19 protein-coding genes and 1 pseudogene are annotated in these 17768 nt (G+C 41.4%); 3 read left to right on the top strand and 17 right to left on the bottom strand.

Annotated features, from left to right (window positions below):
* The first annotated feature begins 84 nt into the window (after positions 1–84).
* Positions 85–963: a LysR family transcriptional regulator gene (locus tag B5G11_RS08430; RefSeq protein WP_087252823.1), complete on the top strand. Its 879-nt coding sequence runs from the start codon at positions 85–87 to the stop codon at positions 961–963.
* Here the strand turns inward: B5G11_RS08430 and B5G11_RS08435 are convergent.
* The 17 genes and pseudogenes from B5G11_RS08435 to B5G11_RS08515 all read right to left on the bottom strand — a co-directional run bounded on the left by B5G11_RS08435 (position 953) and on the right by B5G11_RS08515 (position 16160).
* On the bottom strand, positions 953–3592 hold the full coding sequence (locus B5G11_RS08435) for an FtsX-like permease family protein (protein ID WP_087252824.1): 2640 nt from the start codon (positions 3590–3592) through the stop codon (positions 953–955). The two genes, B5G11_RS08430 and B5G11_RS08435, sit on opposite strands and share 11 nt — an antisense overlap.
* Positions 3586–4296: an ABC transporter ATP-binding protein gene (locus B5G11_RS08440; protein WP_087252825.1), complete on the bottom strand. Its 711-nt coding sequence runs from the start codon at positions 4294–4296 to the stop codon at positions 3586–3588. The genes B5G11_RS08435 and B5G11_RS08440 overlap by 7 nt, the downstream gene beginning before the upstream one ends.
* 57 nt (positions 4297–4353) lie before the next feature.
* Complete coding sequence (locus B5G11_RS08445) at positions 4354–5265, bottom strand: HAMP domain-containing sensor histidine kinase (protein ID WP_242958995.1); 912 nt, start codon at positions 5263–5265, stop codon at positions 4354–4356.
* A gap of 13 nt (positions 5266–5278) precedes the next feature.
* Positions 5279–5953 carry a response regulator transcription factor gene (locus B5G11_RS08450; protein ID WP_087168469.1) on the bottom strand — a complete coding sequence of 225 codons (675 nt, stop codon included), beginning with the start codon at positions 5951–5953 and terminating at the stop codon, positions 5279–5281.
* Positions 5954–6050: 97 nt separating this feature from the next.
* Positions 6051–6773, bottom strand: a complete 723-nt coding sequence (locus B5G11_RS16720) for a helix-turn-helix transcriptional regulator (RefSeq protein ID WP_242958997.1) — start codon at positions 6771–6773, stop codon at positions 6051–6053.
* A 196-nt stretch (positions 6774–6969) separates the two neighbouring features.
* On the bottom strand, positions 6970–7599 hold the full coding sequence (locus tag B5G11_RS08460; RefSeq protein WP_087168413.1) for a GyrI-like domain-containing protein: 630 nt from the start codon (positions 7597–7599) through the stop codon (positions 6970–6972).
* Positions 7596–8102 (bottom strand): GyrI-like domain-containing protein, encoded by a 507-nt coding sequence (locus B5G11_RS08465; RefSeq protein WP_087168414.1) that lies wholly within the window; start codon positions 8100–8102, stop codon positions 7596–7598. Before B5G11_RS08465 ends, B5G11_RS08460 begins: the two co-directional genes overlap by 4 nt.
* A 61-nt stretch (positions 8103–8163) precedes the next feature.
* Entirely contained in the window at positions 8164–9072 is a 909-nt protein-coding gene (locus tag B5G11_RS08470) for a YafY family protein (protein ID WP_087252827.1), read from the bottom strand.
* A gap of 170 nt (positions 9073–9242) precedes the next feature.
* A complete protein-coding gene (locus tag B5G11_RS08475; RefSeq protein ID WP_204229583.1) occupies positions 9243–9983 on the bottom strand; it encodes an ABC transporter permease subunit in 741 nt (246 codons plus the stop codon).
* Between the two features lie 14 nt (positions 9984–9997).
* Positions 9998–10915 carry an ABC transporter ATP-binding protein gene (locus B5G11_RS08480; protein WP_087252829.1) on the bottom strand — a complete coding sequence of 306 codons (918 nt, stop codon included), beginning with the start codon at positions 10913–10915 and terminating at the stop codon, positions 9998–10000.
* Positions 10912–11112 carry a PLD nuclease N-terminal domain-containing protein gene (locus tag B5G11_RS08485; protein WP_087252830.1) on the bottom strand — a complete coding sequence of 67 codons (201 nt, stop codon included), beginning with the start codon at positions 11110–11112 and terminating at the stop codon, positions 10912–10914. Before B5G11_RS08485 ends, B5G11_RS08480 begins: the two co-directional genes overlap by 4 nt.
* Positions 11113–11116: 4 nt before the next feature.
* The gene (locus B5G11_RS08490; RefSeq protein WP_087252831.1) at positions 11117–12226 is read right to left on the bottom strand and encodes an XRE family transcriptional regulator; all 1110 of its coding nucleotides are present in this window, start codon (positions 12224–12226) and stop codon (positions 11117–11119) included.
* 267 nt (positions 12227–12493) lie between these two features.
* Positions 12494–12991 (bottom strand): NUDIX domain-containing protein, encoded by a 498-nt coding sequence (locus tag B5G11_RS08495; RefSeq protein ID WP_242958999.1) that lies wholly within the window; start codon positions 12989–12991, stop codon positions 12494–12496.
* On the bottom strand, positions 12991–13548 hold the full coding sequence (locus B5G11_RS08500; protein ID WP_087252832.1) for a GNAT family N-acetyltransferase: 558 nt from the start codon (positions 13546–13548) through the stop codon (positions 12991–12993). Before B5G11_RS08500 ends, B5G11_RS08495 begins: the two co-directional genes overlap by 1 nt.
* 28 nt (positions 13549–13576) lie before the next feature.
* A pseudogene (locus B5G11_RS16725) lies at positions 13577–13681 on the bottom strand (N-acetyltransferase); the annotation flags it as partial.
* Positions 13682–13813: 132 nt separating this feature from the next.
* The gene (locus tag B5G11_RS08510) at positions 13814–14362 is read right to left on the bottom strand and encodes a hypothetical protein (protein WP_087252833.1); all 549 of its coding nucleotides are present in this window, start codon (positions 14360–14362) and stop codon (positions 13814–13816) included.
* 1 nt (position 14363) lies between these two features.
* Positions 14364–16160: an AAA family ATPase gene (locus B5G11_RS08515; RefSeq protein WP_087252834.1), complete on the bottom strand. Its 1797-nt coding sequence runs from the start codon at positions 16158–16160 to the stop codon at positions 14364–14366.
* 762 nt (positions 16161–16922) lie between these two features.
* Here B5G11_RS08515 and B5G11_RS08525 point away from each other — a divergent pair.
* Positions 16923–17228: a type II toxin-antitoxin system RelB/DinJ family antitoxin gene (locus B5G11_RS08525; protein WP_087168420.1), complete on the top strand. Its 306-nt coding sequence runs from the start codon at positions 16923–16925 to the stop codon at positions 17226–17228.
* Complete coding sequence (locus B5G11_RS08530; protein WP_087168421.1) at positions 17225–17557, top strand: type II toxin-antitoxin system RelE/ParE family toxin; 333 nt, start codon at positions 17225–17227, stop codon at positions 17555–17557. Before B5G11_RS08525 ends, B5G11_RS08530 begins: the two co-directional genes overlap by 4 nt.
* Positions 17558–17768: the final 211 nt, after the last annotated feature.

Below are 17768 nucleotides of genomic sequence, written 5' to 3' on the forward strand. Positions count from 1 at the left end.
ATATCTTCTTGTTTTCCCTGTCGCTAATGGTTATAATTTATATCGTGATATAATTTTTTAGAATATCAGGAGGCAGAGATTGGAATGGAATTAAAAACATTAAACTACTTTCTTGCTGTTGCACAGGAAGAAAATATGACACGGGCCGCCGAGCAGCTTCACGTCACTCAGCCCACTCTTTCCAAACAGCTGAAAGCCCTGGAAGAGGAACTTGGAAAGAAACTTTTTACGAGACACAGTTTCAGCATTCAGCTCACCGAAGAAGGGATTCTGCTGCGGAAACGTGCGGAAGATCTTGTCAAAATGGCAGATAAAATCACAGAAGAATTTCATACTCTGGACGATATTCTGGGCGGCGATATTTATCTGGGCCTTGCAGAATCCTATCAGATCCGGCATCTTGCCGCTGTGATCCGTACCATGAAAACAACCTATCCCGCTCTTCATTATCATATTACCAGCGGTGATACCGAGCAGGTTACAGAAAAACTGGACAAAGGAATTATTGACTTTGCCGTACTGGCCCAGGGGCCCGATCCTGCCCGGTATCATTTTCTAAAATTTCCCGAACCGGATGTGTGGGGTCTTGTCATGCCTGCCGAATGTCCGCTGGCTGGAAAATCCGCTGTTACAGTCGATGATCTGGCCGGGCTCCCTCTGTTCTGCTCGGAACAGGGATGGAACCATGATATTGCCAGATGGTGCGGCAGCCGTATGGATGAGCTGCAACTGGAAGGCTCTTTCCGCCTTTCTTACAATGGCTCCATTTTCGTCCGGGAAGGACTGGGGTATCTCCTGACCTTTGACCACCTCATTGACACCCATCCGGACAGCGGACTTGTCTTTCGCCCGCTGAATCCGAAGCTCGAAACCAGTATCTACCTGATCTGGAAAAAATATCAGGTATTTACTCCTATTGCAGAACGGATGCTGGAAATGGTAAAAGAGCGGTTTACCGTCTGATCTCACTGATAATATTTTCGCGTATCATCTTCCGTGCCGGAATCATCACCGCCACAATGGCAAGCACCACATTCAACACCATGATTCCGGCCAAAACCATGTTCGGGACCGTGGAGGTTACATGTAAAAACTGTACGACATGTGCCATGTAGTAATCCATGACTCTACGGAAAATGTAATGATAACATACGAAGATCAATGCATCTGCCAGTAATCCATACAAAATACCTGTCTGCAGGATCATTTTGTAAAAGCCACTGTCCGTAATCCCCATGGCACGCATGATTCCGTATTCCTTTCTCCTTGCGAGAATGGTGTGGTTCATACTGTTCATAATGTGGAACAGGCTAATGATGAACAGAATCACTGCAATGCTGGAGAAGAAAATCTGCTGCTGGTTCAGATAATTCCTCTGTGTCTCAATCGCGGAAGTATAGTCCTGCAATACTGCTTTTGGAACATCACGAATCGTCTGCAGTAACTGATTACTTACGCTTGCCGTCTCTGCTCCTTCTGCCGGTGACGCATGGATAAAACTGTAATTCGTGATTCCGAAATTTTCTTTCATCTGTTCATTTGTCATAATGATGCTTTGCGCATTTTCCCAGACTTCCGTATTCAAGAAATCCTGTTCCTGAGCCAGCGGTCTGCTTACAATGGCCGCGATGACAAATTCTTTTTCTATATAATTTTCTTCCTTGCTCTGAAATTTCAGCAGGTCATCTGTATACGCCTCTGGCTTTGGAACCCGCAGCGTAATCGTATCTCCCGGCTTTTTCCCGTAAAAATAGTAATTCCCCTGGCCATCCATATTGGCCGTCACAATCACCTGGTTTTCCTTTTTTATGCTTTCCGGAAGAATCTCTCCCTCCAGAACATAGTCACGAAGCTGTTCCATCATCGCATCATCATAACCGTACACATCATATTTGATCCGGTACGTTCCATCCTCCTGCTGATTGCAGATCCCCGCATACCTCTGAATAAAATACGGTTCCTCATTTTGATATTGAAAAAAGTCTTTCCATCTCTCATCCGCCAGAAATTCACCTTTTGTAAGCTGTATTTCTCCCAGCGTATACTTCGTTGCGTAGACCTGATCTGTTTCCGGCATACTTTTTATTTGATCCGCCACCGATTCCGGAATCGTATCTTCCAGTGAATTGGACTTTAGACCAATCCGGTATTCCGAACTAAGTCCGTCGTCCGATTTCAGAGAAAGCTCCGCATGCACTTTCAAATTCTCTACCATATAAGTGGTACATAAGAAAATACAGCCGCCAATGGACAGGGACAACAGAATCCCAACCACTTTCCTCCTGTTCGCAAACATAAATTTCCTTACTACCACTCCTGCCATGTTCACATGACGCAGTGCATAGATTTTTCTTCTTTTTGTAAAAGAAAGATCGCCGCTCATTCCTTCTTTCAAGGACTGTTTTCGCATGGACCGGACTACAAGGAACGCAATTAGCGCAAATGAAATCAGCAGGAACACAAATCCAAATACCATGGCGTCCCAGGAAAGATAAAACTGAATCCCTCCGCTTCCTTCTGCCAGCGTCTGGTCTGCGACAGATAACACCTGTTCTCCAAAAACTCCACTGAATCTCTGATACACAAGGCTTAGCATCCCGTTGCCTAAAAGGCATCCAAGGGGATATCCAACGAGAAACAGCATCCATAGTTCCAGAAGCAACGTGCCACCGATCTGCTGCTCACTGACTCCCAATGTCTGCAGCATGGCATATTCGGAAGTCCTCTTTGACACAGAAATATTAAATACACTGTATACAATAAAAAGGCTGAACAGACACAGCAGCAGAATCATTCCATAGTAAGCCAGATTGTAATCGCTTTGTAATTGCAGGACAATATAGGTAAAATTCCCTTCCTCGCTGGTCAATCCGAATTTCACGGTATCATAAAAGCTCTGGGGTTTCTCGCCGCCAAGATACTGTGTGACTTCATCGTTCCCGACAACAGCCTCGGAGGAAATCCGGTGTTCCTGTAAAAACGCATCCAGCTGCCTGTACAGCTTCTTGTCTTCATCGAATTTCAAATATAAGAAGGTCTGACTTCCCCGGCCCGTAAAAGAATCACTCACAAAGACTTCCATCTCACTGGAGCTTGCCGCCCATTCACTTTTGAGCACCCCTGTTACCACATAATCCTTCTCGCCAATCCGAAGAGAATCCCCAGGATTACCGGAAAATCCAAGATTGCTGAGTACATATCCGTCCGCCGCAATTTCATTTTCCTTTTCCGGGAAGGTTCCCTCCAGTAGTTCTCTATGTGCCATCTGGCGGTAAGTTTCGTCCGCATGAATAAACGTGATTAAAAATTCTTCCGAAACCACATCGCGGATTTCCATCTTTCCACATTGTTCCAGATCATATCCGTCTCCCTTGTCGCCGCTCTGCACAGACACATATGTTTCTTTGTCTGTCTCAACATAATAATGCCAGTCACCGTAAATGGTCTTCCTGTTTGCCAAATCACTTTTCTGGCTGCTGTAAATCAGAGAACTGATTCCAGAAAGCAGTGACGCTGTTAATAAGACGCTCACAAAAATGGCCAGTGTCTGGCTTTTGTAATACCGCATGTATTTCCACGCCAGTTTTAACATACGCCATCACCGCCTTTTACCGGGATGTCTCTCTTTCCCGTAACAATACATCCATCTTCAATGTGGATCACCCGGTCACACGTCTGGGCGATGGCTTCGTTGTGGGTTACCATCAGGATTGTCTGCTTATACTTTCTGCAGCTCGTTTTTAATAACCCCATGACCTCAATCGTTGTCGCCGAATCCAGATTTCCTGTCGGTTCATCGCAAAGGAGAAGCTGCGGTTTATTGACAAGCGCCCTTGCAATGGCTACTCTCTGCTGCTGTCCGCCCGACAGTTCATTTGGATATTTCTTACGCTTTTCCCAGATGCCAAGCTCCCGCAGCAGTTCTTCCATGTACTTGCGGTTGATATGCCTTCCCCTGTCAAAGGTGACCGGCAGGGCCACGTTGTCATATACATTCAGCACCGGCATCAAGCTGTAATTCTGAAAGACAAAACCAATATTTCTTCTCCGGAAGATAGTCAGTTCTTTCCTCGACAAAGAACCGATTTCCCTTTTCTTGATGAAAATCTTTCCTCGTGTCGGATTGTCCAAAGCACCGATTAAATTGAGAAGTGTCGATTTGCCCGAGCCGGACGTGCCTACGATAGCAACAAACTCGCCCTCTTCCACCTGCAGATTGATATTTCGTAATGCCTTGACCTGATTTTCTTTTTCGCCGTATATTTTTTCCACATTCTGTAATTCTAAAATACTCATCCGTCATCGCTCCTTTTCTTGATACCTCCAGTATAGAGGGAGGATCTTGCAATTTCGTTACAAAACGGATGATTCGTTCTTACAGTTTTGTAAGAACACAGAAAAACAGCTGCCTTTTCCATACTCGGAAACAGCTGTGATGTAACCCTTCTCTTTTTCCAGAATCAGATTCGACAGATACAGGCCGATCCCGGAGCCTTCCATATTCTCCACTTCCGGACTTCTGTAAAACCGTTTGAAAATATCTGTCAGTTCTTCCTGCCGGATGCCCCGTCCCGTATCTGCAATCTGAATTTCTGTATACAGTTCATACGGGCGAACCTGAATCCGAATCGCTCCGCCTGGTTCTGTATACTTTACGGCATTTTCCAATAGATTCACAAAGACTTCGGCTGTCCACTTCCGATTGTGATATAGCAGTCTATCATCAAATTCTTCCATTTCAAGGCGGATTCCCTTTTTCTCCAGTTTCGCATAGACTGCATCCACCGCATCCAGAATGGTCTGCTTTATCTTCGTATCTTGCACTTCAAATTCATCAATATTTTGCTCCAGCTTCACCATTTTCGAAAGAGACTCTACAATCCAGTTCAGCTTTTCAATCTGTCTCTGCATTTTATCCGCAAATTCCGCTTTCTTCTCCGGCGCCAGCTCACCTGTCTCCAGAATTTCCGTATAAAGAGAAAGATTCGCAAGCGGGGTTTTCAGCTGGTGGGACATATTGGACACCAGACTTTTCACCTGCTCCTTTTCCCGCTCTGCACTTTGTGCATGATTACCAAGCACTTCCTGAATCTGCTTGATCTTGCTGATCAGGGCCGAATATTCTCCTTCCTCGACATCAGAATATACAATCATTTCCTGATTTAATACTCTGTCCAGCAGGCGGTCAATCATGCGGTATGTTTTTCTTTTCTGATAAATGCCGCAGCAGACGGATAAAACCAAAAGCACGGCTAAGATAATCATAATCCACATCGTTTTATTCCTTCCAGATGTATCCGATTCCATGCACCGTTTTGATATGCACAGGATTGGATGCATCATCTTCTATTTTCGTACGAAGCCTGCTGATGTTGACAGACAACGTATTGTTATCTACATATTTCCCATTACTGTCCCATATTTTCTCTAAAATCTGATCTTTAGAAAGAATATGGTTCTTATTCTCGATCAGGTATAAAAGTAAACGATATTCTAATTTACTAAGCGGAATTTCCTCTCCCCGTTTCCACACTTTGCAGCTGCTCTGATCGATGCTTAATGATCCGGTGACAATCTTTGCAGTTTCCACTTTTTCCTGTAAAATCCGCTTCATTCTCGCCTTTAATACGCCAAGTGAAAATGGCTTGGACAAGTAGTCATTGACTCCCAGTTCCAACGCCTGAATCTCATCCAGCTCGGTATCACGGGCAGTCAGCATAATAATCGGAACATTGCTGTAGCTCCGCACCTCTTTGCAAAGTTCAAACCCTGTTCCGTCCGGAAGATTGCAGTCCAAAAGGACAATATCGTACTCTCCCTTCTCTATTTCTCTCAATCCTTCCCTTTTGGTTCCCACTTCTGTAATATCATATCCATCACCGGAAAAAGAGAAGGATAAGCCTTCTCTTAAATCCGTATCATCTTCTATTATTAACAGTTTGTATTGATTCATGTTGCAGTTCCTTTTCAGCAGTTTTTTCAATTATAGCATAGATTGCAGAGAATCTCTCATCTATTTTCTATCTGCCCCTTCAATAACAGGATTTCTATTAATTGATAGAATCCCACAATTCCAATGCTCTGTTAATAATTGGGAGGATTTCTTCTTTTCGATTGTTCAATAAATTTTCCATATGTTCTTTTTGCACATCGGTTAACTTTTTCGATGGATTCATCACATTACCATTTTCGTCTATTTCGACCTCTCCCGGATATAAAGCCAAATATATGTTTTTATTCTCATCGATATTTATTGTAATATCCCTGTCACCTTTGCGGGCAGTCAGTACGAAATTATCAGTGTCTAATTCATATTCGCCGATGCTTTTCGGTTCTACGAGATAATCAACATCATTCTCTGTTAAGGCATAATATCCCTGATACCTTTCGATAAAATCTTCATTCAATTCTTTTGTAAAACCGGCATTCTCCACTTTGTCATACATACGATTGTGTTGAATTTTACATACACCTATATAGATACCGGCAAAAACTCCGACAGTTAAAATGCACGTTATTAAACCTATAAAGGCTTTTTTGTAAATCTTAAAGTGATCAATTCTTTTTACCATGAGCATATCCTCCTTTAACATCGTGTCCAGTGACACATCAAATTCATTGCTGATTTGAACAAGCGTTTGTAAATCAGGATAACTTTTTTCATTTTCCCAATTAGAAACCGTTTGTCTTGTTACATGGAATATTTTTGCAAAATCTTCCTGTGTCATATTTCTCTGTTTTCTTATTTCGATAATCTTTGCACCGATGTTCATTTTTGTTACCTCCTTCTGGATTCATTATCGAGCTCATGGTTCAAAAAAAGCCAGCAACTTACCTTTACACACCTAAAATACTCGCGCAAAGAATCTTTGACAAGCAGAAAAATGCAGAACCGCACAGCCTTTCGGCCATGCCGCCCTGCATAAATAGAACTACTTCCTTATGGGTACAGTGCTTTTTCTTTTCACCTTATTTAATCGGCTGTCGGATAACCGTTTTTAAGTTTTCCGGCTTACACTTACGCACATCACTGAGATAAATCTCATGGTGATATCTTTGATCGGAAAAATCCAGTTCATAGCCTTGTTCTTTGGCATACCGCTCCATCTCCCGGACCGTCACCGGCTCATTATCATACGGACCGATATGCATACACTGGACGCATAACCCCTCATGGTAAGTAAAAAATTCCACTTTTGAAAAATCCATCTGCTTTTTCACACTTGCTTCTTGTATGGCCCAATCAAACTCCTCCCTGGTAACGAACTCCGGAAGGCGGATAAGAGAAATCCACTGAAATTGATCTTTCCGTGTGTAATCAACACCTTGCACTCCGTCCTGCCACCAGAATCCCTCCAGTGGCGGGACCACATAATCAAAGTATCCTTCTATCCTGTGTTTGCCCATCTTACTCATTTTGATGGTGTAAGCAATACTATACAGCAATCCGATTGCCGCCTTATAATCTCCTTCTTCTTCATTCGGATCCCCCATTCCTCTCACCGCCAGGAAGTTCATCTCAGGAACTTCCACAATCTGTGGTTTCCTGGGCGGAAGATAAAATTCCTTATACTCTTTTTTATAATCAAACGCCGTCATTCTTTTTTCCTCCCTCTCTTTGGTTTCTGTTCCGGAAGCGCATTCTTTAATCCGATGTAGAAATGAATTTCTGCATGTTCCATATCGTCATTTTGATACTCTTCAAAATCACAGAGATATGCTCTCGGGAGATCCATTTTCCAGATTTCCTGCCAGGCTTTTGAAATCTCTTCAGACGATGTACGCATATCGCATTGGATCACAAATTTCGCATACGGTCCTGCTGGAATTCTGCGAGTCTCATACCGGGGATGTTCCGGCTGATGTTCTACTGCATAACAAACCATTATCGTATAGTCGTCATCTGCATCTCCGGCATAGTCCGTATAAAGCCCAATGGCTTTTCCATCCGTCTTATCCTGTATCCTCTCATAGATTCCATCTGTGTAAAACTGACGCCATAGATCTCCGATCACCGCTCCCACATCGGGTGCATGATTATTGGTACGGGCAACAATTCCTACCACCACTTTTTCTTGTAAATTTACGATTTCATAATTCATGTTAAATGCTCCTTTCCGTTTGGTATTTTCATTCTATCAAACCAAACAGGACAACTGTTTGTCATGAATCTGCATATTGTTTTTGCAGTTCTTGTCCAAAGGAACTCAATTTTTTCCGAAGAAACGCCGGCTCCAAAAGCTCTGCACCGCCTTGAAAAGATAAAATCCAGCCAAAGATCGCATCCTCATCGGTAAATCCAAAAGAAAATAACAGTTTTCCATCTACCTGCTGAGTAAAACAACCAGGTCCGTATTCTTCTATCAACCGCCACCGATATTCCGGTACAATCAATGCTTTTACCAAATAGGTGTGCGGAAACACTGTTTCATTGGACAGATCCGGCAGTGGTGCTGCCTGTTTTTCAAAAGGTTCCTCCATCTGCAGTTCTGTCATCCGGTTCAGTTTAAATAATCGGTAATCTTTTCTTTCCCGACAATATCCCCAGACATACCAGCTGGCCCAGCGAAAAATCAGATAATAGGGCTCAATGAGCCGTTCACTTTCTCCCTTCGGGGCATAATAATGGAAGCTGACACACCTTTCGCACTCAATTGCCCCATGAATCAGTTCTATCTTTGGTGACAAAGCGGTTTTGCTCCAGGAAGAAAGATCAATCAAAATATGCTGTCCGCCCGGCATAAAATCAGAGGCACCAGCAGACAGCTTTTCCATCAGCTGCATATACCGGTTTGTACCACTTACACTGTCCAGACTGCGAAGACCTGCAAGAATCGCCTGCATATCGGTGGAGGTCAGCAGCGTACTGTCTATTTTATATCCTTCCATAATGGAGATTCCACCGTTTACACCCTGGGTCGTTACCAACGGGATACCGGCCTTGCACAAATCCTCAATATCCCGGTTGATCGTCCGTCTGGATACCTCAAACTTTTCTGCCAGATAAGGAGCAGTCACCTTATCCTTCTGAAGAAGGATGGATAAAATTCCAATCAGTCGGTCTATCTTCATTTCCATCATCTCCTTTGCATTCAGTATAACTACGATCTATGACAATAGCATGTCATGTTTTAATGCAAAAGGCAACCAAAACGTACATTAAGAGTGGATTTATAATAAAAGAGCAGGAGGGACACAAAGCCCAATACGCCTTGTGTCCCTCCTCATATGCAGCATCGCTGCTATATCTGTTTTTTGTTAAAAGAACAGATACTGCTTATCATAATCAATAAAATGAAAGCAAGCGTTACAATGATAGAAACATAGAAATCCGATGGAACCCTCTCTGATGTGAGTAAAGACACACACCCTGTTGACAGTAAGTATGGATTGTACTCTTCAAGCTTCGGAAAAATATTCGCAAGCATAAGCACCCCTGCAAAACCGCCTGCTAAAAGAAGGGATCCATAAATACTGCCAGACAGAGCCCCTCCAAGAAGCATCATTGAGATTTCCAGTACGCCAAATAACCACATACAACATGCAGCAAAAATTATATTTGGTAATTCTCCCGGCAGTAAATACATTGTGTAAACCAACGTTATTACAAAACATATCAGATAGCTCACTGTCCATATGGAAATGATTGCTGTAAACTTTGAGAGTATGACCGTTTTTCGCGGCAGCCCCTTGGTCAACATATTGATCAGTGTTCCTTTGGTAAGTTCATTTGACACGATACCGCTAAAAACAATGACAAAAAGAATCAGCTGTGTTGACATGTTTTTATAAAACTGTATCCACGAATCAACGGTACCTGGTTCACCAGGAGTAATCGTCATTCCTTCCGGCATAAACGACGAAAGAAGTTTCGGCATAATTTTTGCCGTAATCGGATTCAGCATACCGAAAAGTAAAAAAACTGTAGCAACAATAAGCAATTTATATGTTCTTATACTTTCAAGAAATTCTTTTTTCGCCATGGCAATGAACGCTCTCACTTCACCACCTCCAGAAACAGATTTTCTAACGTAGGCTCTAAAATTTCGACCTTTACCGGATAGATTTTTGTTTTATAAATAGCATCGTAAATCTGTCCTGCTGCCTCATCGATATTCTTTGACCTCAATATCACCGTGCAATCTGTACACTCCGCATTTTGAAAAAGCATACCAACACATTCATTCCCAGCAAAACGTTGCAAATCTTCCGACGAACGGAATTCGATCTGCAGTGTGTCAAGACGATGGTTTTGTTTTAACTGAGAAAGGGTCCCATTTAACACTAAACTGCCATTGTTCAAAACTGCAACGTGATCACAGATCCGTTCTACATCAGACAGGATATGTGTTGAAAAAACAACGGTCGTTTTTCCTTTAACTGAGAGCAGTATGTCAAGAATTTCCTTTCGTCCAATCGGGTCAAGTGCGGAAGTCGGTTCATCGCAGATCAACAGTTTCGGTTCCGATAACAGGGCCTGTGCAATTCCAAGCCGTTGCTTCATCCCACGGGAAAAGCCCCCGATACGCTTGTTCGCTTTCTCAAGCCCTACCAGTGACAGAAGCTCTTCTGACTTTGCTTTTACTGCTTTTCGATCCAGCCCTGTAATCTCACCGCAAAGTGCCAGATATTCTTTGGGTTTCATATAACCGTAAAACTCAGGAACATCGGGCAGGAACCCAATATAACGATTGGTTTTGGTTTCGCCGTATGTTACCTCTTCTCCGCATACCGATATTTTACCGCTTGTTGGTTTCAGCAGACCTAATATCATTTTCATTGTTGTTGTTTTTCCCGCACCGTTTTGTCCCAAAAATCCATAAATTGTATTTTCAGGCACGGAAAGGCTAAGGTTATTGATAACATTGTGCCCGCCAAATTTTTTACTGAGAGTCTCAATTTCTAAAATACTCATTCTTCACCTCTGCCAAAAACAAAATAGACAATCGGCCCGATGATCTGTACAAACAATACAACAACAATCCAGACAGGCTTATTGCCGAACTTGTAATGTGGATGTCTTAAAACGTGTATCAGTGCTGTTATTGCAAGAATCCATTCAATTATGATCAAAGGAATCAAAAAAGGAAGATATTCTACTAAAACATCCATAACGCTATCCTCCTAACACAGATGTAAGTTTTTCGACAATATGCCGATACTTTACATGATCAGCCAGTACCGAAAAGACCGGATTCTTCGCAACACCGTCAATGATGCCTTGCCTGACTGTTTTATCATCCCGCGGTGCATGAACACCTAAATCAAGCTCCGCCAGCCACTCATCAATTCTGTCAAAAAAACGATCGCCGTGAAGTGATATTGGATAAGATATTCCCACTGCTAAATCACAATACTGTTGTAATGCCGCCAGTGCGTTGTCGGTGTCATTTTGCAAGACCAAAACCGCAGCCACGTTTAAATATGCAGAAAGCATTGTGGCAGGATGTAACTCCGGTGCATGAAAAGTTTCAGAAAGACAATTAATCCGGTCAATGATATTTTTCGAGGCTTGTGCATCTGCTATCTCAAGCTGTAAAAGCGTAGTAAGACTTTGCATGATGTTTAAGAAATTTTGGTATATCTCAATTTGTAAGATCTCTTTAGCCTTATCCGGCTTACCACTCATAGAATACCCCATTGACAAAATATGATTTTCATTCAGCACAGGCGTTTTTGCGTCTGCGAGTAATTCAATGGTCTTATCGGGTTCTTCCAAAATGATATAGCAGGTAGCTTCCATTACATTGCTCTTCCTGCACAATGTTAAATCATCGCTTTCGGTTTTTATTCGTGAAAACAGTGCAATGGCTTCACGGAGAATTTCCTGCTGCCGGCTTCCCTTTGCCAACATATAGTGATTCAGCAACAATGCACCGATTTGAAAAAGCAGAGGAAAACATGAAAAGTATTTTTTTCTGATTTCTCGAATTTCGTCCATCACTTGATCGAATGGTTTTTGAGCAAAATCATTTGATAACCGCAGATACAGCTTTTGTATGTCTTCTTTCATCATCTGCGGCTGATAATTGATAAGCTCATCAACCGTAATATTAAAATACGAAGCAAGCTGCGGGAGAAACGTAATATCAGGATAACTTTGTCCTGTTTCCCATTTCGATACCGATGCTTTTGATACTCCGATATAAGCCGCAATCTCTTCCTGGGTGATTCCTTTTTCCTTACGTTTTAAAACAAGTGTTTTTGCTATATTTAGTTCATTCAAATTTATCACCTTCCTTGCCTATTATTATACCTGTATTAATCGTATTAACAATGGATTAGAAGTTGATTTTGGTTGATAAAATCAACCATAAGGAAACAGGTCTGAATCATGGGAACGGATAGCTATATAAAACAGAGACTTTGAGCTTTGTTTACCAATAAAAAATCGGAAACCGCCCCCTGTCCTTTGACAAGTTCCGATTCCCGAAAAATACATGTTTTTACAGTTTTTCATTTTTTAGCACGAAGCTGATTCTTCATTCAAGCATCATTCATTAAGTAAACATGCTGTCAACGCCTTATATTCACGAAAATACATCCCACGTTTCATTTCCATATGCCCATATTCCTGATGCTTTGAGAAAATTTCAATGGCTTTTTCCACCGGAACCCATCTGGGCTCCAGACCTTCTTGTTCCTCCTGCTCAGTAAGTGAGCGTTCCGTATGACCATCAGCTTCGCAGATAAAATAATGGCTGGAATACAAATACTCTTCATAATATTCATTAATGATCAGGCTACAGTATAGCGGTTTTACAAGAATCCCTGTTTCCTCTGCCAATTCCCGAATGCAACAGTCCTCATAGCTTTCACCGACCTCAACACCACCGCCCGGAATCATCCACAGATCGCTGTTTTCCATATAAGACAACAGAATATTTCCGTCCTTCACCACGATACCGCGGCAGGCTTCTCGGATTTTGGTGTGTTCAGCAAAACGATTATCTCCATAAATATTGATTGTTTCCATGTGATTAATGTCCATCAGTATTCTATTCCTTCTTTCATGTTGCTCCATTCTTCTTTCGTCTGGCAGGTGATGTGTTCCGTCCGTAAAAGGCCCTCTATAGCGCAGGGAACATTTTCACTTGAATGATGATAATGAAAGCCGCATTTTTCCTGAACTCGTTTTGATTTTTGGTTCCCATCAAAATATCCGCACCATATTTTAGACAGATTCAGATCTACAAATCCATGTCTCAAAATTTCCCGAACAGCTTCTGGAATCAAGCCTCTTCCCCAATAAGGAACACCGATCCAGTATCCAATCTCACCTTCTGTCTTCGGAAGTCCTATATTACTGGTTTCACCGATCATCAGCCCTATACTTCCAACCGGATGGCCGTTTTCTTTCAAAACCACTGCATAAGTCTCCGGTGCGGAAAGAACTTCCCGGATTATTTCCCGGCTGTTTTCCACACTTGTATGAACAGGCCATCCAGCTATAGGTCCCACATCAGGATGGCTTGCATATCGGTATAAATCCTCTGCGTCTCTCTCCTCCCATGGACGGAGAAGCAGTCTCTCTGTTTCCAAAATCATATCTCTGCACCTCCCTGTAGTTCGCATACACATGACCATAGTCATCCATAATTCTCGCCCAAACTGCCCCTGCAGCCTTGCCGCCGAAATCAGCAACCAGGCAATTATCCCCTCGTCTTGTTCCAAACCTGTTTTTTTTAACTGGCAAGATGAAGGCGTTATATTCAAATATCCCATTTTTTCTCATCATCGATGCTAAAAGACAGAAATTCCACGGCGCTGATAATTGCTAGGAACAGCAAGATCTCAAACGCCTCATTTTGCTTTAAATCTGGGGATAAATATCAGATGGATGTCCAAGAAGTCTCATGATTTCCAATTCATCTCTTGCATCCAACAGAGCATTATGTGTTTCTATGTAATCCTTATTGCTAATCATTCTCATGATATTTTCAACGCCATATCCTCGTTTCAATCTACCTGTTTTGCAGCATTCTGCCGAAGTTGGAATCATTGGATTATATTGTCTGTAAGCTGCAATTCGCATAATATCATGCCAAATATAATCTTTCATAAACGCAAGGCAGTTTTTGTCAAATCCTGCATTATAGGCAAAAACAGAAGAAACATCATGCTCCATTAGAAAGGCCGAAATGTTATCTGCAATTTTTTTCCGAGAAACCTTTTCCTCATTTATTCCTTTTATGTGAACAACGTAATCAAACATTCCGCCTTCCCGAAAAGCTTCTTTGATTACATAGTACTTATACCCGACGATCTCGTAATTACTCGCATCAGCAATCACGATTCCCACTGTCATTACAGCACCGCTCCATGTCGTTTCTGTATCTATTACCGCAATGTGTTCTCTCATTCTATTTTCCTTTCGGCTTATAATATTTAGTTAATTGTCTTTTGGTAATGGTTTTTACTACTGAATCCATAAACTTCTGTTTATCCGGAATCGAAATTTCCCACATTTCATTTGTCCTTATGTTCCATAAAATGCCCTTATCTAAATTTTGTGCAATCATATAGCACGCACACTGAAGATAATGTTCATGGTTAAGTTGAGAAACAAATTTAAGTTCATATATTGTATCATCTTTTTTTACATCCGCATACCCAAGAGCCTCAAACACCTTTTCCCCGTTCCGTCTTTCTGCAAATGCTATACTACAAATAATTTGTTCCTCTTCGTCATGTCTAAGACGTGTTTCGATTCGTCTAGTTAATAACTCTTTCTGTTCATCTGTAACTAATGGCAGTGAAACCTGAGAGTAATATCTACGCTGATTTGTTTCTAATGATGTTAGATGAAGAATCTTCTTTTCCACACCTTTTATCTTATCGTTAAATATTTTTCTATCCTTATGAATCAGGCGAAACAGTGCAAATTCCCGGTCAATGTCATAATTATCAAAGAAAAATGCCTCTTGAAAAATACCTATACATGGAGATAAATCAATGAGTCCATCATTACTTCGAATATCGATTACGCTGGTATCTTCCATATTGATTTTTTTCTTTTCTAAAAGATCATAACACTCTTCTATATCTTCCTGAAATTTAAAATCAAACATTTCCGATATTCCAACGTTCTCCAATGATGTATTCATATCCTCTGGAGTAGAAATAGATTCTTCTGACAATGTTTCTTCATTACCTGGGACAAAAATTATTTGCTTTTTCCCCCTGCTTGCTGCAACAAGGAATATATTTCTAAGTATCTCATACTTTTGCTGAGGTTTTCCAACTCGCATTCTCCAGTAGCTTTCTGTAAAATCAAAAACAACACAAATTTCTCTTTCTAACCCTTTACTACTATCAAAGGTAGTAAATATTGCCGTTTCCTTACTTGGCTGCACTTTCCCAGATGTATCTTGATCTGAGATACTTGCATAGACAGTATTTTTATTAAATTTATCTTTGTTCTTTGATTCAAGTTTGTTAAGAATCTTTGTCATAGTTCCTTCTCTGGCTCCCAAACATAACAATTTGCTCGGTTCCTGCTTAGCCAAAAAGTCTACTATTTCTTGTTCCGACATTTCAGAAATTTCACACTCACTGTTAACTCCAGTAATCTTCTTTTTCCATATACGCCCCAACTTTTGTGCATAATCATTTGGAAGACGAAAGCATTTTGTAAATTTTAATTCAATGTGCTCTCCAAGAAACTTTTCAATATATTCTTCCACTTCAAGTGCAGTCTTATCATATATTTTTTGTTTCATATCTCCGACAGCAACAAGCTGTGCCTCGGGATTACAGCTGACTATATAATCTAACATATCAGCAATTTCCTGATCTATGTCTTGATATTCATCCAGGACAATAAGATCAACCTTTCTAACAGGCGGTTTCTTCTTATTAAATTCCTGAAGCAAATCTGATACACCGACCTGCATTCCTATTCTGTTTAAACAAGACCATGCATATCCGTGATAGTTTGTTACAGTAACATTTCTACCCTTTATCTTTTCTTTAGCGTCAATTTTAAGAAGCTTGTTATATGTAAGATAAAGTATCTTTTTGTTTTTAGGAAAACGAGTACATAGAGCCTGTATAGCCGTTGTTTTTCCGCTACCAACACAGGCATCAACAAGAATATTCTTCCCATTTAAAGCTTTCTCAATAAATTTTTCTTGTTCATCGGTAAGGATAATTGACATATTATAATCTCCACTAAAATTTCTACTCTATTTCCACACGGAATCGACAAATTATGCCAAGAGCTACCAATGTTTGAAAACTTAGACTTCACCAAACTGAACATCAGATTTTTATCATTGATAAATTGTTTGAACTTATAATGCTATCATTTGCAAGCTCCATCAGCACATTATCATTATAATCTCTTTGCCCGATAAGCTCAAGTTGCCTGATCTCAATTATAGAAATTATAGACAAAAGGCAGTTTCAGGGCATCATTCGTGAAGTGCTTCTATGAACAACCGTTCTTATCTGTCAGGTGATTAACACAAGTCCGCACTATATATTGGCTGCTGGGTTTATAAAGCATCCGTCTCTTATATTTACCTCCGCATTCTCCACAGCAGATCCGACCGGAAAACCATACCAGTTCTGGTATCTTCCGGTGTCATAACCATTTCCTTTTTAGCCCCACTATTTCACGATCACCATCTCCCCGTCCACATTGGCATAACCGTATTGGGATAGGAAATGATGAAGGTTCCATTCTAAAAACGCCGTTTGATAACCCACTTCACATTCTCAAAAATAGACACCGACTCGCTTTCTGACAAAATGCTTTTGTCAAAGTAAAGTCCGCCAAATTTCCACTCGTTATTGGATTTGATATAGTTTTCTACAATTCCTCCTTACATGTCTGTAAACAAATTTTAAATATGCTTGCATTTGCTTGCATTTGCAAAAGAAAGTGGGTATAATATATCCAAAGGAGTGTGATAGATATGGCAAATACATCCGCAGTTTATGCCCGTATTGATAAGGAGCTAAAAGAAAACGCAGAAGGAATCCTTTCTCAGCTTGGGATTTCCCCGTCCAGCGCAATCCAGATGCTTTACAGTCAAATTGTACTAAAAAAGGGAATGCCTTTTGAACTGCGCCTGCCTTCCACAAAACCTACCGCAGTCGGCGATATGAGCCGGGAACAGCTGAATGCAGAGCTTATGAAAGGTGTGGAATCCATGAAATCCGGAAAAACCTATACAGCAGATGAGGTGGATTCCGAGTTAAAGCGGGAGTTCGGTATATGAGCGATACCTATTCCATTATCTACTCCTCGGAAGCCAAAGATGATCTGAGGGAGATTTATTCTTACATCGCTTATGACCTGCAGGCACCGGAGACAGCAGAGGGCCAGGTCAATCGTATCCGGAAAGAAATCCGGTCGCTGGATTTTATGCCGTCCCGATATGCTGTCGTGGATTGGGAGCCGTGGAAAAGCATGGGGATGCATCGGGTACCGGTAGACAATTTCATCGTCTATTATGTCGTAAATAACGGCAGCCGCACGATAACTGTGATCCGAATTTTCTACGGTGGCAGGGATATCGAGGACATCATTCAGGCAAAACGTGAGTAATCCGCAAAAAGGAACAGAATAGCTGTTCCTTTCTGCATTCAGAACTTATCAAGCTCCTCCTGAGCGACAATCCACTCATACTTCACGCCGTCATTGACTTTTCCCATCCACTTTTCCTGCCTCCTTATACCTTTCCTTCCAGATTATTCTTGTTTCCAACCTGTCAGCTCCACACCCCTAATATCAAAATTGGCCACCAACTCTCCATTAT

It is taken from the genome of Drancourtella sp. An57, assembly GCF_002161525.1.
GTDB classification, from domain to species: domain Bacteria; phylum Bacillota; class Clostridia; order Lachnospirales; family Lachnospiraceae; genus Sellimonas; species Sellimonas catena.

Excerpts from the sequence above, each read along its gene's own strand:
- B5G11_RS08430 (WP_087252823.1), top strand. The coding sequence starts at position 85 with ATGGAATTAAAAACATTAAACTACTTTCTTGCTGTTGCACAGGAAGAA.
- B5G11_RS08435 (WP_087252824.1), bottom strand. The coding sequence starts at position 3,592 with ATGTTAAAACTGGCGTGGAAATACATGCGGTATTACAAAAGCCAGACA.
- B5G11_RS08440 (WP_087252825.1), bottom strand. The coding sequence starts at position 4,296 with ATGAGTATTTTAGAATTACAGAATGTGGAAAAAATATACGGCGAAAAA.
- B5G11_RS08445 (WP_242958995.1), bottom strand. The coding sequence starts at position 5,265 with ATGATTATCTTAGCCGTGCTTTTGGTTTTATCCGTCTGCTGCGGCATT.
- B5G11_RS08450 (WP_087168469.1), bottom strand. The coding sequence starts at position 5,953 with ATGAATCAATACAAACTGTTAATAATAGAAGATGATACGGATTTAAGA.
- B5G11_RS16720 (WP_242958997.1), bottom strand. The coding sequence starts at position 6,773 with ATGAACATCGGTGCAAAGATTATCGAAATAAGAAAACAGAGAAATATG.
- B5G11_RS08460 (WP_087168413.1), bottom strand. The coding sequence starts at position 7,599 with ATGACGGCGTTTGATTATAAAAAAGAGTATAAGGAATTTTATCTTCCG.
- B5G11_RS08465 (WP_087168414.1), bottom strand. The coding sequence starts at position 8,102 with ATGAATTATGAAATCGTAAATTTACAAGAAAAAGTGGTGGTAGGAATT.
- B5G11_RS08470 (WP_087252827.1), bottom strand. The coding sequence starts at position 9,072 with ATGAAGATAGACCGACTGATTGGAATTTTATCCATCCTTCTTCAGAAG.
- B5G11_RS08475 (WP_204229583.1), bottom strand. The coding sequence starts at position 9,983 with ATGGCGAAAAAAGAATTTCTTGAAAGTATAAGAACATATAAATTGCTT.
- B5G11_RS08480 (WP_087252829.1), bottom strand. The coding sequence starts at position 10,915 with ATGAGTATTTTAGAAATTGAGACTCTCAGTAAAAAATTTGGCGGGCAC.
- B5G11_RS08485 (WP_087252830.1), bottom strand. The coding sequence starts at position 11,112 with ATGGATGTTTTAGTAGAATATCTTCCTTTTTTGATTCCTTTGATCATA.
- B5G11_RS08495 (WP_242958999.1), bottom strand. The coding sequence starts at position 12,991 with ATGGACATTAATCACATGGAAACAATCAATATTTATGGAGATAATCGT.
- B5G11_RS08500 (WP_087252832.1), bottom strand. The coding sequence starts at position 13,548 with ATGATTTTGGAAACAGAGAGACTGCTTCTCCGTCCATGGGAGGAGAGA.
- B5G11_RS08510 (WP_087252833.1), bottom strand. The coding sequence starts at position 14,362 with ATGAGAGAACACATTGCGGTAATAGATACAGAAACGACATGGAGCGGT.
- B5G11_RS08515 (WP_087252834.1), bottom strand. The coding sequence starts at position 16,160 with ATGTCAATTATCCTTACCGATGAACAAGAAAAATTTATTGAGAAAGCT.
- B5G11_RS08525 (WP_087168420.1), top strand. The coding sequence starts at position 16,923 with ATGGCAAATACATCCGCAGTTTATGCCCGTATTGATAAGGAGCTAAAA.
- B5G11_RS08530 (WP_087168421.1), top strand. The coding sequence starts at position 17,225 with ATGAGCGATACCTATTCCATTATCTACTCCTCGGAAGCCAAAGATGAT.